The organism is Thermomonas beijingensis, assembly GCF_020034655.1.
Lineage (GTDB): Bacteria > Pseudomonadota > Gammaproteobacteria > Xanthomonadales > Xanthomonadaceae > Thermomonas > Thermomonas beijingensis.
In genome coordinates this window covers 40794-65993 of record NZ_JAIQDJ010000006.1, presented here as the reverse complement: position 1 = coordinate 65993, position 25200 = coordinate 40794, and the positions used below count along the sequence as shown (strand labels likewise).

General features: G+C 62.7%; 26 protein-coding genes. 10 read left to right on the top strand and 16 right to left on the bottom strand.

From position 1 onward, the window contains the following. Nucleotides 1–107 precede the first annotated feature (107 nt). Complete coding sequence (locus tag K7B09_RS10470) at nt 108–407, top strand: hypothetical protein (protein ID WP_223629407.1); 300 nt, start codon at nt 108–110, stop codon at nt 405–407. A 62-nt stretch (nt 408–469) separates the two neighbouring features. Here K7B09_RS10470 and K7B09_RS10465 read toward each other — a convergent pair whose 3' ends face one another. The 5 genes from K7B09_RS10465 to dusA form a co-directional block, all read right to left on the bottom strand. Continuing rightward, complete coding sequence (locus K7B09_RS10465) at nt 470–1924, bottom strand: ATP-binding protein (RefSeq protein ID WP_223629406.1); 1455 nt, start codon at nt 1922–1924, stop codon at nt 470–472. A 21-nt stretch (nt 1925–1945) separates the two neighbouring features. Next, nucleotides 1946–2629: a response regulator transcription factor gene (locus K7B09_RS10460; protein WP_223629405.1), complete on the bottom strand. Its 684-nt coding sequence runs from the start codon at nt 2627–2629 to the stop codon at nt 1946–1948. 50 nt (nt 2630–2679) lie between these two features. Then, the gene (locus tag K7B09_RS10455; protein ID WP_223629404.1) at nt 2680–3018 is read right to left on the bottom strand and encodes a PepSY domain-containing protein; all 339 of its coding nucleotides are present in this window, start codon (nt 3016–3018) and stop codon (nt 2680–2682) included. Nucleotides 3019–3158: 140 nt separating this feature from the next. After that, entirely contained in the window at nt 3159–4070 is a 912-nt protein-coding gene (locus tag K7B09_RS10450; protein ID WP_223629403.1) for an arginine deiminase-related protein, read from the bottom strand. Continuing rightward, complete coding sequence (gene dusA / locus K7B09_RS10445) at nt 4067–5065, bottom strand: tRNA dihydrouridine(20/20a) synthase DusA (RefSeq protein ID WP_223629402.1); 999 nt, start codon at nt 5063–5065, stop codon at nt 4067–4069. Before dusA ends, K7B09_RS10450 begins: the two co-directional genes overlap by 4 nt. Before the next feature lie 80 nt (nt 5066–5145). On the opposite strand from dusA, the gene acnD reads away from it, so the two are divergent. Further along, a complete protein-coding gene (acnD, locus tag K7B09_RS10440; protein ID WP_223629401.1) occupies nt 5146–7767 on the top strand; it encodes a Fe/S-dependent 2-methylisocitrate dehydratase AcnD in 2622 nt (873 codons plus the stop codon). 40 nt (nt 7768–7807) lie between these two features. Next, complete coding sequence (gene prpF, locus K7B09_RS10435; RefSeq protein WP_223629400.1) at nt 7808–9004, top strand: 2-methylaconitate cis-trans isomerase PrpF; 1197 nt, start codon at nt 7808–7810, stop codon at nt 9002–9004. Between the two features lie 141 nt (nt 9005–9145). Here the strand turns inward: prpF and K7B09_RS10430 are convergent, their stop codons facing one another. Genes K7B09_RS10430 through K7B09_RS10420 form a run of 3 tightly spaced genes read right to left on the bottom strand, consistent with a single transcriptional unit; the run spans nt 9146 to nt 11294 of the window. After that, nucleotides 9146–10030 (bottom strand): SDR family NAD(P)-dependent oxidoreductase, encoded by an 885-nt coding sequence (locus K7B09_RS10430; protein ID WP_223629399.1) that lies wholly within the window; start codon nt 10028–10030, stop codon nt 9146–9148. Further along, nucleotides 10027–10785, bottom strand: a complete 759-nt coding sequence (locus K7B09_RS10425) for an HAD family hydrolase (protein WP_223629398.1) — start codon at nt 10783–10785, stop codon at nt 10027–10029. The genes K7B09_RS10430 and K7B09_RS10425 overlap by 4 nt, the downstream gene beginning before the upstream one ends. 26 nt (nt 10786–10811) lie before the next feature. After that, on the bottom strand, nt 10812–11294 hold the full coding sequence (locus K7B09_RS10420) for an Lrp/AsnC family transcriptional regulator (RefSeq protein WP_223629397.1): 483 nt from the start codon (nt 11292–11294) through the stop codon (nt 10812–10814). Nucleotides 11295–11437: 143 nt separating this feature from the next. Here K7B09_RS10420 and ald point away from each other — a divergent pair, with 143 nt between their 5' ends. The 5 genes from ald to K7B09_RS10395 all read left to right on the top strand — a co-directional run bounded on the left by ald (nt 11438) and on the right by K7B09_RS10395 (nt 16732). After that, nucleotides 11438–12556, top strand: a complete 1119-nt coding sequence (gene ald / locus K7B09_RS10415; RefSeq protein ID WP_223629396.1) for an alanine dehydrogenase — start codon at nt 11438–11440, stop codon at nt 12554–12556. Between the two features lie 153 nt (nt 12557–12709). Further along, on the top strand, nt 12710–13225 hold the full coding sequence (locus tag K7B09_RS10410; protein ID WP_223629395.1) for an adenine phosphoribosyltransferase: 516 nt from the start codon (nt 12710–12712) through the stop codon (nt 13223–13225). 148 nt (nt 13226–13373) lie between these two features. Continuing rightward, nucleotides 13374–14648, top strand: a complete 1275-nt coding sequence (locus K7B09_RS10405) for a D-tagatose-bisphosphate aldolase, class II, non-catalytic subunit (RefSeq protein ID WP_223629394.1) — start codon at nt 13374–13376, stop codon at nt 14646–14648. After that, nucleotides 14635–15795 (top strand): SIS domain-containing protein, encoded by a 1161-nt coding sequence (locus tag K7B09_RS10400; RefSeq protein ID WP_223629393.1) that lies wholly within the window; start codon nt 14635–14637, stop codon nt 15793–15795. Before K7B09_RS10405 ends, K7B09_RS10400 begins: the two co-directional genes overlap by 14 nt. A 4-nt stretch (nt 15796–15799) precedes the next feature. Next, entirely contained in the window at nt 15800–16732 is a 933-nt protein-coding gene (locus K7B09_RS10395) for an N-acetylglucosamine kinase (protein ID WP_223629392.1), read from the top strand. Between the two features lie 32 nt (nt 16733–16764). Here the strand turns inward: K7B09_RS10395 and K7B09_RS10390 are convergent, their stop codons facing one another. After that, complete coding sequence (locus tag K7B09_RS10390; RefSeq protein ID WP_223629391.1) at nt 16765–17103, bottom strand: zinc ribbon domain-containing protein YjdM; 339 nt, start codon at nt 17101–17103, stop codon at nt 16765–16767. Between the two features lie 100 nt (nt 17104–17203). Here K7B09_RS10390 and ltaE point away from each other — a divergent pair, with 100 nt between their 5' ends. Both ltaE and K7B09_RS10380 read left to right on the top strand, forming a co-directional pair. Beyond that, nucleotides 17204–18220: a low-specificity L-threonine aldolase gene (gene ltaE, locus K7B09_RS10385; RefSeq protein WP_223629456.1), complete on the top strand. Its 1017-nt coding sequence runs from the start codon at nt 17204–17206 to the stop codon at nt 18218–18220. A gap of 78 nt (nt 18221–18298) precedes the next feature. After that, nucleotides 18299–18871, top strand: coding sequence for an NADPH-dependent FMN reductase (locus K7B09_RS10380; protein WP_223629390.1), 573 nt, complete (start codon nt 18299–18301; stop codon nt 18869–18871). Between the two features lie 51 nt (nt 18872–18922). Here the strand turns inward: K7B09_RS10380 and K7B09_RS10375 are convergent, their stop codons facing one another. From K7B09_RS10375 to K7B09_RS10345, 7 genes are all read right to left on the bottom strand, one after another. Next, on the bottom strand, nt 18923–19507 hold the full coding sequence (locus tag K7B09_RS10375; protein ID WP_223629455.1) for a 1-acyl-sn-glycerol-3-phosphate acyltransferase: 585 nt from the start codon (nt 19505–19507) through the stop codon (nt 18923–18925). A gap of 53 nt (nt 19508–19560) precedes the next feature. Beyond that, entirely contained in the window at nt 19561–19974 is a 414-nt protein-coding gene (gene arfB / locus K7B09_RS10370; RefSeq protein WP_223629389.1) for an alternative ribosome rescue aminoacyl-tRNA hydrolase ArfB, read from the bottom strand. Nucleotides 19975–19995: 21 nt separating this feature from the next. Continuing rightward, nucleotides 19996–20739, bottom strand: coding sequence for a pseudouridine synthase (locus tag K7B09_RS10365; RefSeq protein WP_223629388.1), 744 nt, complete (start codon nt 20737–20739; stop codon nt 19996–19998). Continuing rightward, nucleotides 20736–21788 carry an NAD(P)-dependent alcohol dehydrogenase gene (locus tag K7B09_RS10360; RefSeq protein ID WP_223629387.1) on the bottom strand — a complete coding sequence of 351 codons (1053 nt, stop codon included), beginning with the start codon at nt 21786–21788 and terminating at the stop codon, nt 20736–20738. The genes K7B09_RS10365 and K7B09_RS10360 overlap by 4 nt, the downstream gene beginning before the upstream one ends. 76 nt (nt 21789–21864) lie before the next feature. Then, nucleotides 21865–22842, bottom strand: a complete 978-nt coding sequence (locus K7B09_RS10355) for a cation diffusion facilitator family transporter (protein WP_223629386.1) — start codon at nt 22840–22842, stop codon at nt 21865–21867. A 60-nt stretch (nt 22843–22902) separates the two neighbouring features. After that, complete coding sequence (gene ubiB, locus K7B09_RS10350; protein ID WP_223629385.1) at nt 22903–24555, bottom strand: ubiquinone biosynthesis regulatory protein kinase UbiB; 1653 nt, start codon at nt 24553–24555, stop codon at nt 22903–22905. Then, nucleotides 24552–25190, bottom strand: a complete 639-nt coding sequence (locus tag K7B09_RS10345) for a ubiquinone biosynthesis accessory factor UbiJ (RefSeq protein WP_223629384.1) — start codon at nt 25188–25190, stop codon at nt 24552–24554. The genes ubiB and K7B09_RS10345 overlap by 4 nt, the downstream gene beginning before the upstream one ends. Between the last annotated feature and the right edge of the window lie 10 nt (nt 25191–25200).

The window sequence follows — 25200 nt, the reverse complement described above, 5'->3', positions numbered from 1 at the left end:
CGTGTCCGGGAACTTGCGTGTTGCGACGCAGCATCCCAGGCCCGGGCAGCCTGCTATAGTCGGCAGCGGTGTTGTGCACCCTGCACGCTCTCTACCCGGTGACGCCCATGCACCTTGTCAGCCTGCGCCAGACACTGTCCTGCCTCGCCCTGCTGGTTGCGTTTGGCTGTGCCAATGCCGCCGAGGCCAAGCACCAGCTGCCCGAGAACACCAACACCGCCATCGACCCTCCGGCACCACCTGCAGATCGTTTGGATGATGCGGACTTGGACGGCGCGATTGCCAACAGCCGTGTGCAACGCACGCCGAAAGCCAAGTCGCAAGCAGCCGTGCCCGCACGCAGCGCCGGTGACAGCCGCGTCTTGCCGTCGCGCTTTCACAGCTTTTTGCCGGGGATGTTCCGCTAAGCCAGCGGCTGGTTGAAGTGGCCCCGCACGCTGGCCCTGTGATCCTGGACGCTCGTTTTGATTCACAAGCCCGGTGGCAAACTCACTTCGAATTTGGCCCCACCCAGCTCGTGCGAGCGGGTGACATGCAGTTGCCCGCGATAACTTTTGATGATGTCTTGCACGATCGACATGCCAATGCCGTGGCCCTGCACACGCTCGTCACCACGCACGCCGCGTTGCAGCACATAAGCAATCCGATCTTCGGCAATCCCGGGGCCGTCGTCTTCCACCGTGATCAGCAACCCCGGCCGCCGATCGGTCAGCTTCTGCCCTTCCGCCACGGTCAATAGCACTCGCGACTTCGCCCATTTGAAGGCGTTTTCCAGCAGGTTGCCCAGCAATTCCTGCAGGTCGCCGGTTTCACCGTGGAAGCGGGCCTCGGCGGCGATTTCAAATTCACACAGTACGCCCTTGTTGGCATACACCTTTTCCAGGCCCAGCACGATCTGCTCGGCCTGTGGCTCAATCGCGATGGGCGCGGCAAACAACTGGTGACCCGACCGCGCCGCACGCGCCAATTGGTACGACACCAAATCATTCATCCGGCGCAATTGGGTATCCACTTCGCTGCGCAGCTCGGCCTCGCCGGTATCGCTGTCCAGCCGCGAGCGCAACACTGCCAACGGTGTCTTCAAGCTGTGCGCCAGGTCGGCCAAGGTATTGCGCTGCCGTTCCAGATTTTCGCGCTCGCTGTGGATGAAGGCATTGATGCTGTCGGTAAGCGGTTCCAATTCACGCGGATGCGCTTCGCTCATGCCTGCGGCACTACCTGCTTGCACCCGTTTGAGCTCGCCGATCACATCACGCAATGGCCGCAGGCTCCAACGCAGCACCCACATTTGCAGCAGCAGCAACACCACGCCGGCACCGCCCAGATAGCGCCATAGCGCGGTACGGAAGGTTGCTACCTGCTGCCCGAGTGCGGTGCTGTCCTCCAGGATATACACCGTGTACTGCAATTCGTTGGCCGCGTCTCCGTTTTCACTCAGTGCCAGACCATAGCCGTAGCGATAAACCTCGCCGGCTTGTCCATTGATCTGGGTCAGCGGCAATGGCCCTTCGAAGGTCTGGGTGCCTGGCGGCAACATCGGCCCCTCGGGCAATTTCGGGCCTTGTGCGGAATCCGATTCCCAATGCCCATTGACCAACACGATCTGCGCATACAGACCACTGCCCGGACGCTTGAAGCGTGCATCCGGCGACTCCCACGGCGGAATCACACTGCCATCACGGGCAAAATCGCTGCCGGCATAGGCCAGAGCATAACTATGCAGGCGTTCACGCATGCCGCTTTGTGCAGTGTTCAGGAACGCGCGATCCAGCGCCAAGCCGGCCAGCGCCAGAAAGGCAATCAAACCCAGGCTGGCCGCCCATAACTGACGTGACTGCAGCGAACGCGGCTGCGCAATGCGCAGCCGACGCGGACGCAACACGCTGGGCGCAGCGTCTGGATCAGGGATCGGTGGGGAGCTCATGCACCACCGGCACCGGTAAAATCATTCGCCGCTGCGGGCAATGGCGAACCGGTAGCCACGGCCACGCACCGTTTCAATCGGCTTGACCGACCCATCCGGATCCAGTTTCTTGCGCAGACGACCGATGAATACTTCCAGCACATTGGAATCGCGGTCGAAATCCTGCTGGTAGATGTGCTCAGTCAGGTCGGCCTTTGAAACCAGCTCACCGGCGTGCATCATCAAGTATTCCAGCACTTTGTATTCGTAGCTGGTCAGGTCCACGTTGGCACCGTCCACACTCACCGTTTGCGCGGCCAGATCCAGTACCACCGGCCCGCATTCCAGCGTCGGCTTGCTCCAACCGGCGGCACGCCGCACCAGCGCATTGATGCGCGCCAGCAACTCTTCCACATGGAACGGTTTGACCAAATAGTCGTCGGCACCCTGCTTGAGGCCATCCACTTTATCCTGCCAGCTGGAGCGTGCGGTCAGAATCAGGATGGGAAATTTCTTGCCCTCGGCACGCAGTGCACGGATCAATTCCATGCCGCTCATCTTCGGCAGGCCAAGGTCGATGATGCCCACATCGAACGGCACTTCCTTGCCCATGTAGAGGCCTTCCTCACCGTCTTGCGCGGCATCCACCGCATAGCCTTCGCGCTTCAAGCGGGCAGCCAAGGTTTCACGCAACGGGGCTTCGTCTTCAACCAGCAGGATGCGCATGCTCAATCCTCGTAAATGGCGTTCTGTGGGTCAGCGCAAGCACCGACGGGTCAATCATCATTACTGCTTTTGGCCTGATCACTGCCGCTGCGACGGGCCGGGTCTTGCATGAACACACGCACGCGACCCTGGTCGTCCACCACTTTGACGCGGTGCATGTCGCGGCCGTCGTACTGCACACGCTCGGCCGACAACACTTCGCCACGGCTGTTGCGCTCGGCACGCCGTACCGAATCGGACATCGCATCACGCGGCGGCGGGCGGTCCTGATTGCCGCGATCTTGATTACTGCGATCTTGACTGCGGTCACGCGGTGGTGGCATCTGTTGCGCCCATGCAGAGGCCACTGGCACCAACGCCATCAGCGCAGCGGCAAGTACGTTCGGCAATGTTCGATCACAGCGGGACATGGCAGATCAACCTAGCAACTCGGACAGGGGCATTGTTGGAAGCAGGCGGTGAATCCGCCCTGAAGTTTCCTGAACAGGATAGCGCGCCGTTCAGGTTTGCGCACAAACGCCGTCCTTGGTCAGTAAATCTCGCCAATGCAGCAGCGCAGCGAACCGCCGGCGGCTTCAATTGCGTCCAGCGCCACCGACTCCACCCGCAAGCCCGCCTGCGCCAGCACCTCCCGATGCGCCGGCGTCAGTGCGGTGGCCGCTTGCGCGCTCATCCACACACCCTCGCCCGACAACGCGATGCAATTGCCAACGAAGGCGGCGTGTTCGGCAGCATCACAGACCACCGCATGCGGCGCATACAGCGCGGCGATCGCCGCGGCCACGGCGGCATCGGCAAACCCGTTCGGACACACCACCACGGCGCGCCCGGCCAGCACCGCCAACACCACATTGGTGTGGTATTCACCGGCGGCCAGATCAAACAGCAGGGTGGCGCGCAGCCCGAAAGCCTCGTGCATCAGCCGCGCGCCGGCCTCATCGCAGCGTTCGGACAGGCCGCAGAAGCCCAGCCCGCGCACGCGGTCGATCACCAGCGCACCGGTCAGTTCACAGGCATGCGGCTGGGTGGAGAGGTCGATCTCCTGCCGTCCGAGCACATCGCGGAAGAAGTCACGCATGTCGGCGCGCGCGGCCTCGCGCTGACGCACCTCATGGCGCATGCGACCGACGATATAGCGTCCCCGTGCAGTGCCGAATACGTTGTTGGGAAAGACCGCATCCGGCGTCTGCGGATTGCCGGCAAAACAAATGGCCGGCACTGCCGTTGCGATGGCGCGCTGCAACTCGCGGTGCTGCATGGATGCGCGGGCAGCATCGAACGCGCCGGCCGCAGCCATATAGGCATTGTCTTGTGCGGATTGTTCGGCCAGGCGAAACCCATCCGGTGCCACCAGAAATGCAGCGCGCGCAGTAGCCGGGCCGAAGTCGGTGGGTGTGTTGTGGGCCAACTCAAAAAATCCGGCTAAGTCGCGGGTGATCATGGGGAATGCGGCTCTCGTTCGGTCAATACCAATGCGTGTTCCACCAGCGTCCAATCGGCACCGGGTTTGTGCGCGCCTTCACTCAACACCTGACGGAACGCACGCCCACCAGGTTGTCCTGCAAACAAGCCCAGCAGGTGGCGGGTAATGTGTTTCAAGGACACCCCGCGCGCCAGCTGCACCTCTACATATGGGCGATAAGCGCGCAGCAACTCGGCACGCGATTGCAGTTCGCCGCCAAACCAACGCACATCAAGCGCGTGCAACAAGTACGGCGTGTGATACGCGGCACGGCCCAGCATCGCACCTTCGACATGCGCCAGATGCGCGCTGGCCTCTTCGGCATCGGCAATGCCACCATTGACGATCACTTGCAACTGCGGGCGCTCGCGCTTGAGCCGGTACGCCCAGTCATAACGCAGCGGCGGCACTTCGCGATTTTCTTTCGGCGAGAGCCCTTTCAACCAAGCATTGCGCGCATGCACCACGAAGGTTTGGCAACCGGCACCGACAATGGTGTCGATGAAACCCACGAAGTGTTGCCACTCGTGATCATCATCCACACCCAGCCGGCACTTCACCGTCACCGGAACACTGCACGCCGCAATCATCGCCGCCACACTGTCGGCCACCCGCTGCGGCTCGCGCATCAGACACGCACCAAAGCGCCCTGCCTGCACGCGGTCGGACGGGCAGCCGCAGTTGAGGTTGATTTCGTCATAGCCCCACTCGGCCCCGATGCGTGCAGCCTGCGCCAGCAACGCCGGTTCACTGCCCCCCAGCTGCAAGGCCACCGGGTGCTCACCCGGATCCATCGCCAGCAACCGCGCCCGGTCCCCCAACACCACCGCATTGGCATGTACCATTTCGCTATACAGCCGCGCATGCGGCGCCAGCAGCCGATGGAATACCCGGCAATGGCTATCCGTCCAGTCCATCATCGGGGCGACGGAGAGGCGCAATTGCTCGGTGGGGATGGCGGGGGATGCAATCATCGCCGCGCATTGTACGGGGCGAACGCGACCGGCTTCCCATTGCGCGACAATAGGCATTCCCCACGCCGCTGCCACATGCCATGAACACAGCCTTCCGCACACCCTTGCCTGCCACGTCACTGGATTACTTCGACGCCCGCGCGGCGGTGGAAGCGCTCACCCCAGGCGCGTGGGCCGGCCTGCCGTACACGGCGCGGGTGCATGCGGAAAACATCGTGCGCTGCGCTGCGCCTGCGCACATCGATGCCTTTCTTGGCCAGTTGATCGAGCGCCGTCGCGATCTGGATTTCCCGTGGTTTCCGGCGCGGGTGGTGTGTCACGACATCCTCGGCCAAACCGCGTTGGTGGATTTGGCGGGCCTGCGTGAAGCCATCGCCGCGCAAGGCGGTGACCCGGCGCAAGTGAACCCGGTGGTGCCGGTGCAGCTGATCGTGGATCACTCGCTGGCGGTGGAAGCACCCGGCTTCGACAAGGATGCGTTTGCGAAGAATCGCGTGATCGAAGACCGCCGCAACGCGGATCGTTTCGATTTCATCGAATGGACGCGGCTGGCGTTCGACAATGTGGATGTGATCCCGGCCGGCAACGGGATCATGCATCAGATCAATCTGGAAAAAATGTCGCCGGTGATTTGCACCAAGGACGGCGTGGCATTTCCGGACACCTGCGTGGGCACCGATTCGCACACCCCGCATGTGGATGCGCTGGGCGTGATCGCGGTGGGTGTGGGCGGGCTGGAAGCCGAAAGCGTGATGCTGGGCAACCCGTCGTGGATGCGCCTGCCCGACATCATCGCGGTGGAGCTGGCCGGCAAGCCTGCACCTGGCATCACTGCCACCGACGTGGTATTGGCGTTGACCGAATTCTTGCGTGCCGCCAAAGTGGTCGGCGCGTATCTGGAATTCCGTGGCGAGGGTGCCGCCGCGCTGACCATTGGCGACCGCGCCACCATTTCCAACATGGCGCCCGAATACGGCGCGACCGCGGCGATGTTCGCGATTGATGACAACACCCTGGATTACCTGCGTTTGACCGGACGCGAGGATGCGCAGGTGGCCTTGGTTGAAACCTATGCCAAACATTGCGGCTTCTGGGCCGAGGATCTGCGTGATGCGCAATTCGAGCGCACCCTGCATTTCGACCTGTCGACGGTCGTGCGCAATCTGGCCGGGCCGTCCAACCCGCATCGGCGCTTGCCGGTCAGCGCATTGCACGAACGCGGGATTGCCGACACCGCCAAACTCGACGCCGCGCGGAGTGATGAAGCACAAGGCTTGATCCCCGATGGCGCGGTGATCATCGCCGCGATTACCAGTTGCACCAATACCAGCAACCCGCGCAACGTGATTGCCGCCGGCCTGTTGGCGCGCAATGCCAATGCGCGTGGGCTGACCCGCAAACCGTGGGTGAAGACCTCGCTGGCACCCGGCTCGAAAGCGGTGCAGTTGTATCTGGAAGAAGCCAAGCTGCTGGGCGAGCTGGAACAGCTGGGTTTCGGCATCGTCGGCTTTGCCTGCACCACCTGCAACGGCATGAGCGGCGCACTGGATCCAGTGATCCAGAAAGAAGTGATCGAGCGCGATTTGTATGTGACAGCGGTATTGAGCGGCAACCGGAATTTCGATGGCCGCATCCATCCGTATGCCAAGCAGGCCTTCCTCGCCTCGCCGCCGCTGGTGATTGCCTACGCCATCGCCGGCACGGTGCGCTTTGATATCGAAAAAGACGTACTGGGTATCGACCACGCTGGCCAGCCGGTGCGCCTGAAAGACATCTGGCCGACCGATGCCGAAATCGACACGATGGTGAAGGCCAGCGTCAAGCCAGAACAGTTCCGCCGCATCTATGAACCGATGTTTGCCGCCCGCGCCAAGACCCAAGCCAAGCCGCTGTACGCCTGGCGGCCGATGAGCACCTACATCCGCAACCCGCCGTATTGGGAGGGTGCACTGGCGGGCGAGCGCACGCTGACGCAGATGCGCGCACTGGCGGTACTGGGCGACAACATCACCACCGATCATCTATCGCCCAGCAATGCGATTTTGCGCAACAGCGCCGCTGGCGAATATTTGGCCAAGATGGGCCTGCCGGAAGAAGACTTCAATTCCTACGCCACCCATCGCGGCGACCACCTCACTGCGCAACGTGCGACCTTCGCCAACCCGAAACTCATCAACGAAATGGCGATCGTCGATGGCGCAGTGAAGCAAGGTTCGCTGGCGCGCGTGGAGCCGGACGGCCAAGTCATGCGTATGTGGGAAGCGATTGAAACTTACATGCAGCGCAAGCAACCGCTGGTCATCATCGCCGGCGCCGACTATGGCCAAGGCAGCTCACGCGACTGGGCCGCCAAGGGCGTGCGCCTGGCCGGCGTGGAGGCCATCGTGGCCGAAGGCTTCGAACGCATCCATCGGCAAAACCTGGTCGGCATGGGCGTACTGCCGCTGCAATTCCAGCCCGGCGACACCCGCAAGACCTTGGCCATCGACGGCAGCGAAACCTTCAGCGTGCGCGGCACCCCAACGCCGGGCGGCACCTTGACGCTGGTGATCGAACGCCGCAATGGCGAGCAGGTCGAAGTGCCGGTGACCTGCCGTTTGGACTCCGATGACGACGTGGCCACCTATGTCGCCGGCGGGATTCTGCCAAGGTTCTCGCAAGAGTTTTTGGCGGCGAACACGGCAGCGCGAGATCGTGACTGACGACCACGTCGCTGCGCTACCTTCTGCAGGGGAATTTGCAATGCCTGAGCAAACCAAACACCACGCTCCACAGCTGAAACTCCCCGCCACCTACATGCGCGGCGGCACGTCCAAGGGCGTGTTCTTCAGGCGCGACGACCTGCCGGAAGCCGCGCAGGTGCCCGGCCCGGCGCGCGATGCGCTGCTGCTGCGGGTGATCGGCTCGCCCGACCCGTATGGCAAGCACACCGATGGCATGGGCGGCGCAACTTCCAGCACATCCAAATGCGTGATCATCGCGCCGGCGTCGGTACCGGATCACGACGTCGATTATCTCTACGGGCAGGTCAGCATCGACACCGCATTCGTGGACTGGTCAGGCAACTGCGGCAACCTGTCCACCGCGGTCGGCCCGTTCGCGATCGCCAACGGCTTCATTCCCGGCGAGCGCATCCCGCAGGACGGCACGGTCACGGTGCGCATCTGGCAGGCCAATATCGGCAAAACCATTCTTGCGCATGTCCCGGTAACGAATGGGCAGGTGCAGGAAACCGGGGATTTCGAGGTGGATGGCGTGACCTTCCCGGCTGCTGAAATCGTGCTGGAATTTCTGGATCCCTCCGACGATGACGGCGATGGCGGCTCGATGTTTCCTACCGGCAACTTGGTCGATGAACTCGACGTGCCGGGTGTCGGCACATTCAAGGCCACCCTGATCACCGCCGGCATTCCCAGCGTGTTCGTCAATGCCGAAGACCTTGGCTATGACGGTACCGAGTTGCAGCCGACAATCAATGACGACAAGGCCGCATTGGCAAAACTGGAAGCGATCCGCATCGCCGGAGCGCTGCGCATGCGCCTGATCAACACGCCGGAGGAAGCGGCAACGCGCCAGCACACGCCGAAAGTGGCCTTGGTCGCGCCACCGAAGGCCTATGTTTCCTCCAGCGGCAAACCCATCGCCGCCGACGCCATCGACCTCAATGTACGCGCGCTGTCGATGGGCAAATTGCACCACGCGATGATGGGCACCGCCTCGGTCGCCATTGCCACCGCCGCCGCGGTGCCGGGCACGCTGGTGAACCTGGCCGCCGGTGGCGGCGTACGCGACGCGGTGCGCTTTGGCCATCCGTCCGGCACGTTGCGCGTGGGCGCGTCGGTCGCGCAGGTGGATGGCGTATGGCAGGTGACACGCGCCGTGATGTCGCGCTCCGCACGGGTATTGATGGAAGGCTGGGTGCGAGTGCCGCAAGGCTGAACTATCGCGCTAGCCGCAGCGGGCGATCTCCCTTCGCGAATGTCACCCGACAGTGGCCTTGTCGCCACTGCCTCCTTCTTTATCTCGCTTCAGAAGACAGCCCGCTACGGCTCCCCATGGCTCAGGCAAAACGCCAGAGTGTCACGCCTCGAAATGAAACCCACCCTTGTGCAACTCATGCCGCGCCTGGTCAAACCCCTGGGTGGGGGCGAAATCCTGATCGCGGCTGCTCAACGCATTCCACTGCTGCAAGATATCTTCGGCAGTGGCAGATTCGCCCAATGCAATGCCTTGCGTCATCGTCAGCTGCACCAGCTCGAAGCTGCCCGCGCCGGCGCTGAGGATGGCACGATTGGGGGCTTGCTCGCTGACGAGCGCCAGCACCGCAGGACTGACCAACTCGGGTTTGAATTTGGATAATTGTTCTGGCGGCAAGATGCCTTCCATCATCCGTGTAGCACCGGTGGGGGCCAGACAGTTGACTCGGATGTCGTGCTTGGCGCCTTCGATGCCCAAGGTCTGCATCAAGCCCACCAAACCCATCTTCGCGGCTGCGTAATTGGCCTGGCCAAAATTGCCGAATAATCCGCTGCACGAGGTGGTCATCACAATGCGGCCGTACTGTTGCTCGCGCATCGTATTCCACACCGCGCGGGTGCAGTTGGCCGCCCCCATCAAATGCACGTTGAGCACCAACTGAAAGTCGGCCAAGTCCATCTTGGCGAAACTTTTGTCGCGCAGGATGCCGGCGTTGTTGACCAGAATATCGATACGACCAAACTCGGCTAGCGCCGCATCGACCATCGCTTGCACCGCATCGGCATCGGCCACCGAACATGTCGCCGCCCGCGCCTTGCCGCCGGCCAGCGTGATTTCAGCCACCACCGCATCGGCAGCATCGCCCAAATCATTGACGATGACCTGCGCCCCACGGCTGGCCAACAGCAGCGCATGCGCGCGGCCCAAGCCGCCGCCGGCGCCGGTGACGATGGCCACGCGGCCACTGAGGTTGATGGGTGAGGTCATGCGATCCATTCTCCTTGGGGTGCAAGTTGCAAGCGCGACTGGATCTCCAGCTCGTGCAAGGTGGGGGGCAAATCGGACAGTGAAGCCAACGTGCGCATGCGTCCTTGACCATGCGTCAGCGTGGCCTCGGCTTCGTGCGCCCAGGTGGTGTGATACGGCACATGCACGCCCCAGCCACCAAGTTCCAACACCGGCGCGATATCCGAACGCAGCGAATTTCCCACCATCAAAAATTGCGCTGCATCAATACCAAACTCCGCAAGCAAGCGTGCATAAGTTGCCGGGTCTTTTTCGCTGACCACCTCGATGCGACGGAACAAATCCGACAGCCCGCTATCGCGTACTTTGGCTTCCTGATGGAATAAATCACCCTTGGTGATCAAGACCACCGGGTGCTGCGTGGCCACCGCCGCCACCGCATCGCGCACGCCGGGCAGCAACTCCACCGGATGTTGCAGCAGTTCTTTGGCCAAGTGGATGATGCGGCCAATATCAGCGGCGTGAATACGGGCCCCGGTGATGTCGATGGCGGCTTCGATCATCGACAGCGCCATGCCTTTCACGCCATAGCCGAAGAACGCGATGTTGCGTGATTCGTATTGGTATAGACGCTGGCCCACATCGGCCAGATCGACGTAAGCGGCAACGATGCTTTCAAACCGCTGCTGCGCTTCGTCAAAATAATCCTGGCTGCGCCAAAGGGTGTCGTCGGCATCGAAACCGACCAGCGCGATACCGCCGTGTGTGCTCTTCATCTGCATAGTGTAATCAGCCTGCGTATTTACACCGGCAGTGCGGTGGTGCGCTTGACCGTGCGCAGCGCCAGCGTGGTCTGCACACGGGTGACGCCGGGCAACTGGGTCAACACATCGGTATGGATGCGTTCGAAGTCGGCGGCATCGGCATACACCACCCGCACCATGTAGTCGGCAGTGCCGGCCAGCAGGCAGCATTCGGTCACTTCCGGATGGTCGTGGATGGCGCTTTCGAATGCATCCAGCGCGCCGCGCCCCTGCTGGTCCAGCGTCACCAGGACGAAGGCGGTGCCGGGCAAGCCGGCCTGATCTTCGTCCAGCAACATCACATAGCGCGCCACCAGCCCCGAGTCTTCCAGCAACTTGACCCGGCGCAGGCAGGCCGAGGGCGACAGATTGATGCGTTGGGCCAGCTCCAGATTGCTCAGCCGGCCGTCGTCTTGCAGCAACCGCAGGATGGCACGGTCACGCTCATCCAAGACGATGCCAATGGGTCGAATTTTATTCATTTACTTGTTTGATTATTGAAATATCACTCCAATATTAGCCGTTAATCATGGCGAAATTGGCGACAGAATGCGCGTTTCGAAGCGCATACTGCGTCCCTTCCGGTGCCGGGACAGCTGGCATCGCCCAGCCAAGGAATACCCGCATGCGTATCGGCGTCCCCAAGGAAATCAAGAACCACGAATATCGCGTAGGCCTGATCCCCACGTCGGTGCATGAGCTGATTCACCACGGCCATGAGGTGGTGGTGCAAACGGGTGCCGGTCTGGGCGCGGGCTTGTCCGACGAGGACTACATCGCCGCCGGCGCCACTTTGCTGAACACTGCGGATGAAATCTTTGCCAGCGCCGACATGATCGTGAAGGTCAAGGAGCCGCAGGCCGACGAGCGCAAGAAGCTGCGTCCCGGCCAGATCCTGTTCACCTATTTGCATCTGGCTCCCGATGCGCCGCAAACCAAGGACCTGATCGACTCCGGCGCAGTCTGCATTGCCTATGAAACCGTCACCGCCGTCAATGGCTCGCTGCCCCTGCTCACCCCGATGTCGGAAGTGGCCGGCCGGCTGGCCCCGCAAGTGGGCGCGCATGCGCTGGAGAAAGCACAAGGCGGGCGTGGCGTGCTGCTGGGCGGTGTGCCCGGTGTGCCTGCGGCCGAAGTGGTGATTCTGGGTGGCGGCGTGTCCGGCACCCACGCCGCCACCATTGCCGTGGGCATGGGCGCGCAAGTAACCGTGGTCGATCGCTCCAACGATGCGCTGAAACGTTTGTCCAGCCAGTTTGGGCCGGCGATTACCACGGTCTATTCCACCCGCGCCGCGATTGAAGAGTTGCTGCGCCGTGCGGATCTGGTGATCGGCACCGTGCTGATCCCGGGCGCTGCCGCGCCCAAACTCATTACCCGCGACATGCTCAAGCTGATGAAACCGGGCGCGGTGATTGTGGACGTGGCGATCGACCAAGGCGGCTGCACCGAAACCTCGCACGCCACCACCCATGCCGACCCCACCTATGTGGTGGATGGCATCGTGCATTACTGCGTGGCCAACATGCCCGGCGCCGTGGCGCGCACATCGACCTTCGCGCTCAACAATGCCACCTTGCCGTTCACCCTGGCGCTGGCCAACAAGGGCTGGAAACAGGCACTGATCGACGATACGCACTTACGCAACGGCTTGAACGTGTGCGCCGGCAAACTCACCTGCGCGCCGGTGGCCCAAGTGCACGGCCTGACCTACACCAGCGCGGAAAGCGTACTGGGCCTGTAAGGCATCACCAACCCCTGGGTGAAGCAGCAGTCATGCATTCTTCCCCCACTTTCGGGGATGGCCTTGCCATCCCCTTTTTTTTTGCACATTCACCCACACCCGTAGAACGCGGCATGATGGCGTTTTCTTCCATCCCTCACCCATCCCTCGCCCATGACCGACTGGACCGCACGGATCCGCACCATCCCCGATTTCCCCAAGCCCGGGATCGCGTTCAAGGACATCATGCCGATGCTGGCCGATGCCGAGGCATTCGCGGCGGCAATTGATACGCTGGCCGCGCCGTGGCGCGATGCCCGCATCGATGCCGTTTTGGCGATTGAATCACGCGGCTTTCTGTTTGGTGCGCCGCTGGCGCGCACGCTGGGGGCCGGCCTCGTCCCGCTGCGCAAACCCGGCAAATTGCCGGGTCCGGTGCTGGAAGCCCGCTATGCGCTGGAATATGGCAACGATGTTCTGCAGGTGCAAGCCGATGCGGTCGCCCCCGGCACGCGTGTATTGCTGGTGGATGATGTGCTGGCCACCGGTGGCACCCTGTTGGCCGCGCAAGTGCTGGCGCAGCGGTTGGGCGCCGAGATTGTCGGTGCGAGCGTGCTTATGGAATTAGCCTTCCTCAACGGCCGCAGCCGCTGGAACGGCCCCCCGTTGCGGGCAGCACTGGTGGTGTAGCCGCACGCTGTTTCCGATTGGCGGGCAAAGCCAATAAGATCTCAGGGTTAGCTCAACAATTCGAAATGTTTTCGAAATAAAACGAAACATTTTATATTGCGTTTCGCGGTCTCCTACGGCACACTGCCCACTTTCCCGGAGGGCGGTCATGCACCCCTTGCAATCACTGATTGCACGCCACCAACAAGGCATCACCTGTGGTGTGACGTCAATCTGCTCGGCACATCCACTGGTGATCGAGGCTGCGTTGCGCCATGCCCGGTGCCATGACCTGCCGTTTGTGCTGTTTGAAGCCACCTGCAACCAGGTCAACCAGGACGGCGGCTACACCGGCATGACCCCGGCTGATTTCGTGCGCTTTGTGCATGGCATTGCGCGCAAGGTGGGGTTTGATCCCGCACGCATCCTGCTGGGTGGCGACCACCTTGGCCCCAACCCGTGGACAGCGCTGCCTGCCGAAGTCGCGATGACCAAGGCCGAGACCATGATCGCGGGGTATGCCCGCGCCGGGTTCAGCAAGCTGCATCTGGATTGCTCGATGGCCTGCGCCGACGACCCCGCGCCACTGCCCGAAGCCATCATCGTGCAGCGCGCCGTACGCCTGTGCCGGGCGGCAGAAGCGGCCTATCCGCAGGCGGGTGGGCCGGCACCGGTGTATGTGATCGGCACCGAAGTGCCGGTCCCTGGTGGCGCCACCGAAGCCATCGATGGGCTGGCCGTCACCACGCCAGACGCAGCACTAGCGACGATCCAAGCCCATCGCGCCGCCTTCCTTGCCGCCGGGCTGGAGGCTGCGTGGATGCGGGTGATTGCCTCGGTGGTGCAGCCGGGCGTGGAATTCGATCATCACAACGTGATCGCCTATGCCCCCGCCAACGCGCAGGCATTGAGCGCGGCGATTGCCCGCCAGCCGGGCATGGTGTTTGAAGCGCATTCCACCGACTACCAAACCCGCACCGCGCTCCAGGCACTGGTGCGTGACCACTTCGCCATTCTCAAAGTAGGCCCCGGGCTGACCTTTGCCTTGCGCGAAGCCTTGTGGGCACTGGATGCGATTGAGCGCGAGTGGATTGCCGATACACAGCGCGCCCATCTGCGTGCCACCACACTCACCCGCCTGCACGCCGAACCCAAGTACTGGCAGCGCTACTACCACGCACAAGGCGAGCAATTGCACATCGACCTGCAATACAGTCTCAGTGACCGCATCCGCTATTACTGGCCAGACACGGCGATTGAGCGCGCCCGCTTGCAACTCTTCGATACGCTGCGCAGCAACCCGCCGCCGTTGGCACTGATTGGGCAATACCTGCCACATGCCCTGCTCGCCCTGCGCGAGGGCCGCATCAGCAACACCCCGGACGCGCTGGTGATGGCGCATATCGACACCGTATTGGATGATTACCTGCATGCCTGCCAATGACTTCTTCGGCATCGACCGCACCACGCTGGCGGCCAGCGGCGCGCTGCATACGGCACGCGAAATCGCCCAGCAGCCGCGCATGCTGGAAGCCACCCACGCGCTGGTGGCGGCGCTGAAAGCGCAACTGGATGCCTTCTGCGCGCCGATCACCCACAACCCCGATGCACGGGTGATATTGGCCGGTGCCGGTACGTCGGCCTATATCGGGCAGATACTGGCACCGCTGCTGGACCGGCAATTGGCCGCCCGCGTGGACGCAGTGGCCACCACCGATTTGGTCAGCGCACCGCAGCTCCATCTGGATGCGACACAACCGCTACTGCTGGTCTCGTTTGGGCGCTCGGGCAACAGCCCGGAAAGCTTGGCTGCGGTGACGCTGGTGGAACAACAGGTAGACGTGGCGCGGCATCTGATTGTCACCTGCAATCCAGAAGGCAAACTCGGCAAACTCCAGCTACGCCAGGCCATGACCTTGCAGCTGCCCGAAGCCACCCACGACGCCAGCTTTGCGATGACATCCAGCTTCAGCTGCATGTTGTCTGCCACCTTGGCCGCGCTCAGCCCCACACCGATATCGGATGCCCGCAACACCGCTTTGGCCGAGGCCACCGCGGGCACGCTGATCAGTACGCGTGCCCCGCTGCAAGCCTTGGTGGCATTGGCCTGCGACCGCGTGGTGTATTTGGGCAGCGGCGTGCTGCAAGGGCTGGCACGCGAGGCCGCACTGAAATTGGGCGAACTCAGCAACGGCGCGGTGGCCACCTGCTACGACACGCCGCTGGGGTTTCGGCATGGCCCCAAAACCTTCATTACCACCAATACACTGGTGTTTGTATTCGTTTCCAACGCGGCTTATACCCGCCAATACGATCTGGATCTGATCGACGAATTGCGCCGCGATGGGCTGGCCGCACGCGTCATCGAAATCAGCACACACCTGCGTGATGCGCACGCGCAAGACAGCCTGCTGATTCCCGCCTCGGCAAACACCGCCGATATTGATCTGGTGTTTCCCTGCATCGCCATTGCCCAGCTGTATGCCTTCCTGGTGTCGCGTGCGCTGGGGCTATCGCCCGACAACCCCAACCCGCAGGGGATGGTGAACCGGGTGGTGCAAGGCGTGCGGCTGTATTCCTTGGAGACGTAAGCGCATGGCCTGCTTCCTTGGCATCGATGGCGGCGGCACCAAGACCCGCTTCTTGCTGGTGGATGCCAACGCCGTGCCGCTGGCGCGGGCCGAACTGGGCACCACCTATTTCCCGCAAGTGGGGCTGGACGGCGCTGCCAATGTGCTGGAAGCAGGTATCGCACAGGTCTTGACCCGTGCCGGGGTGGCCGCCAGCGACATCAGCTGGGCTTTTTTTGGACTCCCCGCGTATGGCGAGAATGCGGCTATCGCCAGCCAGCTGGAAGCCTTGCCCGCCTGCATCCTTGGGCATGCCCGCTACCACTGCGACAACGACATGATTTGCGGCTGGGCCGGCTCACTGGCCTGCGCAGATGGCATCAACCTGATCGCCGGCACCGGCTCGATGGGCTATGGCCAACGCCTCGGCAATGGCGCACGCGCCGGCGGCTGGGGCGATCTGCTGGGCGATGAAGGCAGCGCCTACTGGATCGCCGTGCGCGGCCTGAATGTGTACTCGAAAATGAGTGATGGCCGACTGCCGAAAGGTCCGCTGCACACCATCGTGAATGACTACCTGAAACTGACCCGCGACTTGGACTTGTGCGCGCAGGTGTATGGCGAAGGCGTGGGGTCGCGCACCGAGATCGCATGCCTGTCGCCACTGGTTGCGCACGCTGCGCAGGCGGGCGATGCCCACGCGCAACGCATCTACCAGGACGCCGGCCACGAGCTCGCGCAAATTGCGATCGCACTGTGCGCAGCACTCGGGTTTACCCCATCGGAACCCGTGTCGGTGTCGTACTCCGGCGGCGCGTTTCATGCCGGCGAATTATTGCTTGCCCCGCTACGCGCAGCCCTGCATCGTGCATGCACACGGTTTGATCTGCGCCCACCGCTGCACAGCCCCGAGATGGGCGCGGCGCTGTATGCGATGCGGTTGGCGACATCACGCTAAGCGGGCATGGCGAATGGTGAATGCCGAACGCCTCAAGCCTTCTTCACGAACTCCGACTTCAGCCCCATCTGGCCAATGCCATCAATCTTGCAGTCGATGTCGTGATCACCATCGACCAAGCGAATATTGCGCACCTTGGTGCCCACCTTCACCACCAGCGATGAGCCCTTCACCTTCAGATCCTTGATCACGGTGACGGTATCGCCATCGGCCAACACATTGCCCACCGCATCCTTGATGATGTTGGCAGCGTCATCGGCGCCCGCATCAGCGGGCATCCACTCATGCGCGCATTCCGGGCAGACCCATTGCGCGCCGTCTTCGTAGGTGTATTCGCAATTGCATTGCGGGCAAGGTGGCAGCGTGGTCATGAGGTAGCCGGTGGCGTGTGGGGATCTGTCATTTTACTCGCTTGCCCGATTTCGGCCTAACCTTGGCACCCCAAACCCGTTTGCGGATGAAGACATGACGATGGACTGGATCGACCTGCGCAGTGACACCGTCACCCAACCCACCGCGGCAATGCGTGCGGCGATGCACACGGCCGCAGTCGGCGACGATGTGTATGGCGAAGACCCCACGGTCAACCGCCTGCAACAACGGCTGGCCGATGATCTGGGTTTCGAGGCCGGCCTGTTTGTCCCCAGCGGCACGCAGTCCAACTTGCTGGCGTTGCTGGCCCACTGCGAGCGTGGCGATGAATACATCGTGGGCATGGACGCGCATACCTACAAATTCGAAGGCGGTGGCGCGGCCGTATTGGGCTCGATCCAACCGCAACCGATCGTGCAAGCCGACGACGGCTCGCTGCCGCTTGAGCGTGTGGCGGCCGCCATCAAACCGGTGGATCCGCACTTTGCACGTACGCGCTTGCTGGCCCTGGAAAACACCTGGCATGGCCGTGTGCTGCCGCTGGACTATCTGCGCCAGGCGCGCGCGTTTTCACGCACGCACGGACTGGGCCTGCATCTGGACGGTGCGCGCTTGTTCAATGCGGCGATTGCCTGCAATGTGCCCGCCCGCGAGATTGCGCAGCAGTTCGATACGGTTTCCATTTGTCTCTCCAAGGGCCTCGGCGCACCGGTGGGATCGGTGCTGGTGGGAAGTGCCGCCTTGATCGGGAAAGCACGCCGCTGGCGCAAGGTCTGCGGTGGTGGCTGGCGACAAGCCGGGATGCTGGCGGCGGGCTGCTTGCACGCGCTGGATCACCATGTTGCACGTCTCGCCGACGACCACGCACGCGCCGCACAACTGGCCGACGGACTGGGCAAGATCGACGGCCTTATCTTGCTGGGTCAGCACACCAATATGGTGTTCATCGATGTGTCGGCAGAACACCTGCGCGCACTCGACACGCACCTGCGCGCCGCCGGCATCCGCATCAGCATCGGCTACCTGCCGACCCTGCGGCTGGTGACCCATCTGGACGTGGACGATGCCGGTATCGAACGCACCGTGGCGGCGTTCGCTGACTTCTTCACCCGCTGACAAAGCGAGCACTGCGCATTCTCGCAAACGTAACTCGATCCATGCCATGGTGTGCCCCCATCCTGCAGGGGCAGCACAATGCACACGTACAAAGTGGGTTATTTGGTGGGCAGCCTGGCCAAATCATCGATCAACCGCAAGCTGGCCAAGGCGCTGACCAAGCTGGCACCACCAGAGCTGCAACTGCATGAAATCCGGATTGGCGAACTGCCGCTGTACAGCTACGACTACGACGCCGACTACCCCGACGTTGCGCGCCTGTTCAAACAGGCGATTGCCGATGTCGATGCAGTGCTGTTTGTTACCCCCGAATACAACCGTTCCATTCCTGGTGCGCTGAAAAACGCCATCGACTGGGCCAGTCGGCCGTGGGGCCAGAACGCCTTCAGCCGCAAACCCTCGGGCGTGGTGGGCACCTCCCCCGGCTCGATCGGCACTGCGGTGGCACAGCAGCATCTACGCAGCGTGCTGTGTTTTTGCAACTCACCACTGATGAATACGATGGAGGTCTATCTGCAAACCACGCCAGACTTGATCGACGATGACGGCAATATCAGCAACCCCGGCACTGCTGATTTCCTGCGCAAGTACATGCAGGAATATGCGCTCTTTGTGCAGCGCGTACTAACGGTGCTTCCGCGCGAAAGTTGAGTGCCTGCGGCGGACCAATCGACCACGCCCGCTGGCCGGGATGACTGCAGTTCAGCACTCGCCATCGCCCGATTGCCGGGCCTGCACCACATCATGCTTGCGCCCCTTGAACGGCGCATACCAGCGCTGCAGGCGGGCGATATCGGTGGGCATGTCATCGCTCAACTCGAAGGCGGGGCCGATCACGATGCAGCGATTTGGGTAATCAAACGCGGCCACCACCACCGGCACACCCGCCGCGTGCGCGATGTGCCAGAAGCCCGGCTTCCACCGCTGCACTGGTTTGCGGGTACCCTCCGGCGCGATGGCATACCAAATCTGATCCCTGGCCTGCATCGCGGCCACGGCTTGTTCGACCACGCCCTGTGGTGCGCTGCGGTTGACCGGAATCACGCCCTGCCAACGCAGCAACGGCCCCATCAGTGGAATCTTGAACAAGCTGTGCTTGCCGAGGATCGACAGCCGGATGCCCATCGCCAATTTGGCGGCAATGCCCCACACGCCATCCCAGTTGGACGAATGCGGCGCGGCAATCAACACCGCCTTGGCGATGTCCGGCAGCGCGCCCTGCATGCGCCAGCCGCCCAGCCGCAACACGCTGCGCCCCAGCCACTGGGCAAGCCGGTAGCGCGGCATTTTGGGCACGTTTGGCGGCAGTGACAGCACCACCTGCTGCTTGTCTATCTCGCTCAATCCCAACTCCGCCCGGTCCGCCCCTGCTTGATGCTCGCACGTCCGCGCTTGTCACCCAAGCGGCGCTCTTTGGAGGCACGGCTGGGCTTGGTGGCGATACGCGGCGTGGGCGCGTGCAGACCGCTTTCGATGAATGCCGCCAGGCGCGTGCGCGCATCTTCACGGTTGCGTTCTTGCGTGCGGAAACGTTGCGCGGCAATCACCAACACGCCCTCGCTGGTGACCCGGCGGTCGCGCTTGGCCAACAGCCGCATGCGCACCGGTTCCGGCAACGACGGCGAGCCGGCCACGTCGAAACGCAATTCCACCGCGGTGGCCACCTTGTTGACGTTCTGCCCACCCGGCCCCGACGCCCGCACGAAGCGTTCGCTCAATTCGTCATCAACGATGGTGATGCGGCCAATCTGCATGCGGCCATTGTAGGGGCAAGCTCACGCCGCGGGCGCGGCCGCAAACAGCGCCAGCGCCTTGCCAAATTCGGCGTCCACCGGCGCAAATACTTCCACGTACGCACCCGTGTGGGGATGGGTAAACGCCAAGCGCTGCGCATGCAACAACATGCGGTGCATCCCCTGCATGCGGAAATTGCGATTGTGGCGGCCATCGCCGTGGCTGGAATCGCCAATCAGGTGATGGAACATGTGTTTGAGGTGACGGCGAATTTGCCGAAAGCGTCCGGTCTGCGGCGCGGCCCGCAGCCACGCATAGCGCGAAGTCGTAAAGCCCGCCGAAGGCAGCGGTAGCTCGCAGCGTGCCAACACCGAGAACCGGGTAACCGCAGGTTTCTTGTGCGGCTTGCCGGGACCGCCATCCAACGGGTAATCCACCGTGAATGCAGATTCGGCCGGCCAGCCCCGGCAGATCGCCCAATAGTCTTTTTCCACATCATGCGCCATCAGCGTCTTGCCCAGCGCAGAGGCGGTGTCGCGATCAAACGCCAGCAGCAGGCAACCGCTGGTTGCGCGGTCCAGCCGGTGCACCAAAAAAACAGGCTTGCCGAATTGCTTGCGCAAACGATCCGCGGCGAAGTCGGTTTCGCCGCGCGCCAACGCACTGTCATGCACCATCAAGCCAGCCGGCTTGTTCACCACTGCCAAAAACGCATCGGCATACAACACGTCCAGCGGCAGTGCGTGTGCCGCGGCGGCTGGCGTGAACAGGGCTGCTTCACTCATGCGCCCATCGTGGCGCAGTCGATCACGAAGCGGTATTTCACATCGCTCTTGAGCATACGCTCGTACGCGACGTCGATGGCTTGCGCGTCGATTATTTCGATATCGGCCACGATGCCGTGCCGGGCGCAGAAATCCAGCATCTCCTGGGTTTCCGGCAAGCCGCCAATCAACGACCCGGCAATGGCTTTGCGGCCAAATACCAGACCCATCACATTCGGGCTGGGGTGCGGCGAGGCCGGTGCACCGACCAGGCACATCGTGCCGTCGCGCTTGAGCAGATGGATAAAGCCATCCAGCACATGCGGCGCGGCCACGGTATTGAGAATGAAATCGAAACTGCCGGCGTGCGCTTGCATCTGCGCCTCATCACGCGAGTTCACCACGGCATCGGCGCCCAAGCGATGCGCCTCGGCACGCTTGGATTCGCTGGTGGTAAACGCCACCACCTGTGCGCCCATCGCATGCGCGATCTTGACGCCCATATGTCCCAACCCGCCGATACCCACGATACCGACCTTCTTGCCCGGCCCCGCACCCCAGTGCCGCAAGGGCGAGTAGGTGGTGATGCCCGCACAAAGCAGCGGCGCGACCGCGGCGAGTTGTTCGCCTGGGTGACGCACATGCAATACGAAACGCTGATCCACCACGATCCGCTGCGAATAGCCACCCAGCGTGTGGCCGGGCGCATCGGCGGTGGGGCTGTTGTAGGTGCCGATAATGCCTTTGCTGCAATACTGCTCCAGTCCCTCCTCGCAGGAAGCACAGGTGCGGCAGCTGTCCACCAGGCAGCCCACGCCCACCGTATCGCCCGCCTTGAACGCAGTGACGTCCGCGCCCACCGCGCTGACATGCCCCACGATTTCGTGCCCCGGCACGCACGGGTACACGGTGCCCGGCCATTCGCTGCGCACCGTGTGCAAATCGGAATGGCAAACGCCGCAATAGGCGATGTCGATCTGCACATCCTGCGGCCCCGGTGCGCGGCGCTCGATATCAATCGCAACGATGGGTTGGTCGGCCGCATGGGCCCCGAATGCGTGGGTGGTCATGGCATCACCGCAAGGCAAAGAAAGGAATCCGCACGATACGCCGGTTAACTGCCATTTGCAGCGGTGCCTGGGGCCCTCAGTTGTGCAATTTCCCGCCGCCGCAATGGCTGACTTCCATCTGCAAGGTGGCGTGTTCGATATTGAACGCTTCCTGCAAGACGTCAGCCACGTTTGCACGCACGCCATCGGCATCGACACTGCCATCTTGCAGCAACACATGCGCAGTCAGGATGGGTTCTTTCGAGCCCAACGCCCACACATGCAAATCATGCACCGTCGCCACGCCCGGCACCGCCTGCATGGCATCACGCAACACATCAATGTCCAACCCCGCAGGCACACCCTGCATCAACACATGCGCGGCTTGCTTCAACAGTACCCAGGTGCGCGGCAATACCCATAACCCCAGCAACACCGCCACGATCGGGTCCACCACGGTCCAACCGGTGAAATGGATCACCACGGCACCGGCGATCACACCCAATGAGCCCAGCATGTCGCTCCACACTTCCAGGTACGCGCCTTGCATATTCAGGTTTTCGCCGGCTCCGGCGGCCAGCAATTTCATCGACATAAGGTTCGCCAGCAACCCCACCACCGCCACGATCAACATGCTGGCGGAGGCCACCTCTTGCGGATTGCGAAAGCGCCCGATCGCCTCCCACAAAATGTAGCCGGCGACCAAAAACAACAGGCTGGAATTGATCAACGCACCAATCGCCTCCATCCGCGCATAGCCATAACTGCGACGCGCATCGGCCGGTCGCCGGCTCATGCGCACGGCAAACAACGACACCCCCAGCGCGGCCACGTCGGTCATCATGTGCGCCGCATCCGAGAGCAGCGCCAGACTGTTGGCCAGCAGGCCACCGGCGACCTCCACCAGCAAGACGAGGAAGGTCAGCCCGAAGGCAATCCACAAGGGTTTTTCATGCTTGATCACCGCCGGCACATGGCTGTGCCCAGGCGCGCCGTGATCATGCGCGTGCGCGTGGCCGTGAGACGCAGCGCGGTCGTCGTGATTGTTGTGGCGGTGCGAATGCGCGGTGCCCATGGGGATGATTCGTGGTGGCTGGCTGCGGCACCTTAACGATGCCGCAGGCCGTACACAATTTCATCGCCGTGGCCACGCCGCCAACAGCGCCCACAGCCCACCCAGGCCCGCAATCCACGTCGATACCGGCAGCGCCAGCACCTTCGGCCCGCCGGCATCCATCGCGTACAACACCACCGCCACGATCAGCAGGCCCATCCCGAGGATCGAGGACACGATGCGGCGTTGCATCGCCTTCAACACCTGTGCGATTTCACGCACATCGGCCGAGTGCATGCCCAGCCGATGACTGCCATCCACTTGCTGCTGCAACCACGCATGCAACAGGCGCGGCATGTCGGGGGCGCGGGTGATCAACTCCGGCATCCGCTTGCGCAATTCACCCAGCAGGCGCTTGCGGCTGTAGCGCTCGCGCAGGATGGTTTCCAGAACGGGTTTTGCCACCGCCCAAATGTCGATGTTCGGGTCCAACTGGCGGCCCACGCCTTCGATATTGAGCAAGGTTTTTTGCAACAGGATCAGCTGCGGTTGCAGCGTCAATTCGTAGCGCTGCGCAGTGCGGAACAATTTCACCAGCACTTCGGCCAATGAAATTTCACTCAGCGGCCGGGTGAAGTACGGCTCGCACACCGCACGCGCGGCGGCCTCCAGCTCATCAATGCGGATATGTGCCGGCATCCAGCCGGCCTGCACATGCAACTCGGCGATGCGGCGATAGTCGCGATTGAAGATCGCCATGAAATTTTCCGCAAGGTAGTACTGATCCTCGCTGGAGAGCTGGCCCATGATGCCGAAATCCAGCGCGATGAAACGCGGATCGCTTTTGCGCGTGGCATCCACCCAGATGTTGCCGGCGTGCGCATCGGCATGGAAAAAATTATCGCGGAACACTTGTTGATAAAACACCCGCACGCCTTTGGCCGCCAAGGCTTTGCGGTCGATGCCGGCGGCGTCCAGCGCCTTCACGTCATCGGATGGGATGCCGCGCACGCGCTCCATCGTCATTGCGCGCTCGGCCGTATGCGACCAGATGATTTCCGGTACGTACAAGTCCGCCGAGTCTTGCCAATTGCGGCGCAGCAGGCTGGCGTTGCCGGCTTCGCGTTGCAGGTCGAGTTCAGCGGCCAGCGTGTTCTGTATCTCGGCCACGATTTCACGCGGGCGGATTTTGTCGGCGCTGGGGTGGGCGCGCTCCACCACTGCGGCAACGTTGTTCAGCAGAGCGATATCCGCCGCGATTTGTTTTTCGATGCCAGGGCGCAGCACCTTGACCACCACCTCGCGCCCCTCGTGCAGGGTGGCGGCATGCACCTGCGCGATGCTGGCCGAGGCCAGCGGGGTGGTGTCGAAGCTGGCATACGCATCGGTAATGCTGCGGCCCAATGCGGCTTCCACCAAGATCCGCGCTTGCCTACCATCGAACGGTGCCACCCGGTCTTGCAATTGGGTCAATTCATCGGCGATATCGGGCGGCACCAAATCCCGGCGTGTGGAAAGAATCTGCCCGAACTTGACGAAGATCGGCCCCAATTCCTGCAAGGCCAAGCGCAAGCGAGCGCCCCGCGACATCGCCGCCACCTCACGCGATGCACGCGGTACAAACGGCCGCATCAACTTCAGCCAACGCTCTGCGGGCGTGTCATCCAGCAAATCATCCAACCGATAGCGCAACAACACGCGACCAATGCGCCAGGCCCGCAGCGCAGCCTTCATGCGGGCAATCCTCGCTCGCGGCGCAGGCGTGCGATTTTTGCGGCAATCCGTTCTGCGTCATCGCGCAGTGCGTCCACATCATCATGGAACGCATCCAGTTCAGCGCGTGGCACCACGTCGCGGCTTTCTTCGGTCAAATACTCAGCCGTGGTTTCTGCCAGATTGCGGCCCGCCACCTGTGCCTGCTTGAGCGCAGCGCGCACCGCCTTGGCAATTTGCACGCCCAGCACCTCGCCAAACAGATTGACGAAGGGCAATTGCCAATCGGGGTCAAACCCTTGCGCCAACTTCTGCAGGCGGCGCGCCAGTTCAGCATCCCCTTCGATACGCAGTTTGCCCACCGGCGGCGCGTGATTGCTGCGCAACATCGGCAATTGCCGGAGCAGGCCGCCCAAGCTGCTGCGCACGCCCAGATCCGGCTCGGCATCGGCATCCACCGGGCCTACGCGCAGAGCATCACCGGCCACCGTGATTTGCAGCGCAAGCGGAGGCGCGGTCAGCGTCAGTGCCACCCGCTGCCCATCCAGTGCCGCAAGGCCTGCGCAGGTATCCGTATCCAACGCCAGCGTGTGATTCAGCGCGATTTCCAGCGCTTTGCCGGCTGGCTGTTTCCAATTGAAGGGCAATCCAGTCATGCCGGCATTG

Excerpts from the sequence above, each read along its gene's own strand:
- ubiB (WP_223629385.1), bottom strand. The coding sequence starts at position 24,555 with ATGAAGGCTGCGCTGCGGGCCTGGCGCATTGGTCGCGTGTTGTTGCGC.
- dusA (WP_223629402.1), bottom strand. The coding sequence starts at position 5,065 with ATGATTGCATCCCCCGCCATCCCCACCGAGCAATTGCGCCTCTCCGTC.
- K7B09_RS10420 (WP_223629397.1), bottom strand. The coding sequence starts at position 11,294 with ATGAATAAAATTCGACCCATTGGCATCGTCTTGGATGAGCGTGACCGT.
- K7B09_RS10360 (WP_223629387.1), bottom strand. The coding sequence starts at position 21,788 with ATGACCACCCACGCATTCGGGGCCCATGCGGCCGACCAACCCATCGTT.
- K7B09_RS10470 (WP_223629407.1), top strand. The coding sequence starts at position 108 with ATGCACCTTGTCAGCCTGCGCCAGACACTGTCCTGCCTCGCCCTGCTG.
- K7B09_RS10430 (WP_223629399.1), bottom strand. The coding sequence starts at position 10,030 with ATGACCTCACCCATCAACCTCAGTGGCCGCGTGGCCATCGTCACCGGC.
- ald (WP_223629396.1), top strand. The coding sequence starts at position 11,438 with ATGCGTATCGGCGTCCCCAAGGAAATCAAGAACCACGAATATCGCGTA.
- K7B09_RS10410 (WP_223629395.1), top strand. The coding sequence starts at position 12,710 with ATGACCGACTGGACCGCACGGATCCGCACCATCCCCGATTTCCCCAAG.
- K7B09_RS10465 (WP_223629406.1), bottom strand. The coding sequence starts at position 1,924 with ATGAGCTCCCCACCGATCCCTGATCCAGACGCTGCGCCCAGCGTGTTG.
- K7B09_RS10450 (WP_223629403.1), bottom strand. The coding sequence starts at position 4,070 with ATGATCACCCGCGACTTAGCCGGATTTTTTGAGTTGGCCCACAACACA.
- K7B09_RS10355 (WP_223629386.1), bottom strand. The coding sequence starts at position 22,842 with ATGGGCACCGCGCATTCGCACCGCCACAACAATCACGACGACCGCGCT.
- K7B09_RS10345 (WP_223629384.1), bottom strand. The coding sequence starts at position 25,190 with ATGACTGGATTGCCCTTCAATTGGAAACAGCCAGCCGGCAAAGCGCTG.
- K7B09_RS10380 (WP_223629390.1), top strand. The coding sequence starts at position 18,299 with ATGCACACGTACAAAGTGGGTTATTTGGTGGGCAGCCTGGCCAAATCA.
- K7B09_RS10400 (WP_223629393.1), top strand. The coding sequence starts at position 14,635 with ATGCCTGCCAATGACTTCTTCGGCATCGACCGCACCACGCTGGCGGCC.
- K7B09_RS10390 (WP_223629391.1), bottom strand. The coding sequence starts at position 17,103 with ATGACCACGCTGCCACCTTGCCCGCAATGCAATTGCGAATACACCTAC.
- K7B09_RS10405 (WP_223629394.1), top strand. The coding sequence starts at position 13,374 with ATGCACCCCTTGCAATCACTGATTGCACGCCACCAACAAGGCATCACC.
- K7B09_RS10375 (WP_223629455.1), bottom strand. The coding sequence starts at position 19,507 with ATGCCGCGCTACCGGCTTGCCCAGTGGCTGGGGCGCAGCGTGTTGCGG.
- K7B09_RS10425 (WP_223629398.1), bottom strand. The coding sequence starts at position 10,785 with ATGAAGAGCACACACGGCGGTATCGCGCTGGTCGGTTTCGATGCCGAC.
- acnD (WP_223629401.1), top strand. The coding sequence starts at position 5,146 with ATGAACACAGCCTTCCGCACACCCTTGCCTGCCACGTCACTGGATTAC.
- ltaE (WP_223629456.1), top strand. The coding sequence starts at position 17,204 with ATGGACTGGATCGACCTGCGCAGTGACACCGTCACCCAACCCACCGCG.
- K7B09_RS10395 (WP_223629392.1), top strand. The coding sequence starts at position 15,800 with ATGGCCTGCTTCCTTGGCATCGATGGCGGCGGCACCAAGACCCGCTTC.
- arfB (WP_223629389.1), bottom strand. The coding sequence starts at position 19,974 with ATGCAGATTGGCCGCATCACCATCGTTGATGACGAATTGAGCGAACGC.
- K7B09_RS10365 (WP_223629388.1), bottom strand. The coding sequence starts at position 20,739 with ATGAGTGAAGCAGCCCTGTTCACGCCAGCCGCCGCGGCACACGCACTG.
- prpF (WP_223629400.1), top strand. The coding sequence starts at position 7,808 with ATGCCTGAGCAAACCAAACACCACGCTCCACAGCTGAAACTCCCCGCC.
- K7B09_RS10460 (WP_223629405.1), bottom strand. The coding sequence starts at position 2,629 with ATGCGCATCCTGCTGGTTGAAGACGAAGCCCCGTTGCGTGAAACCTTG.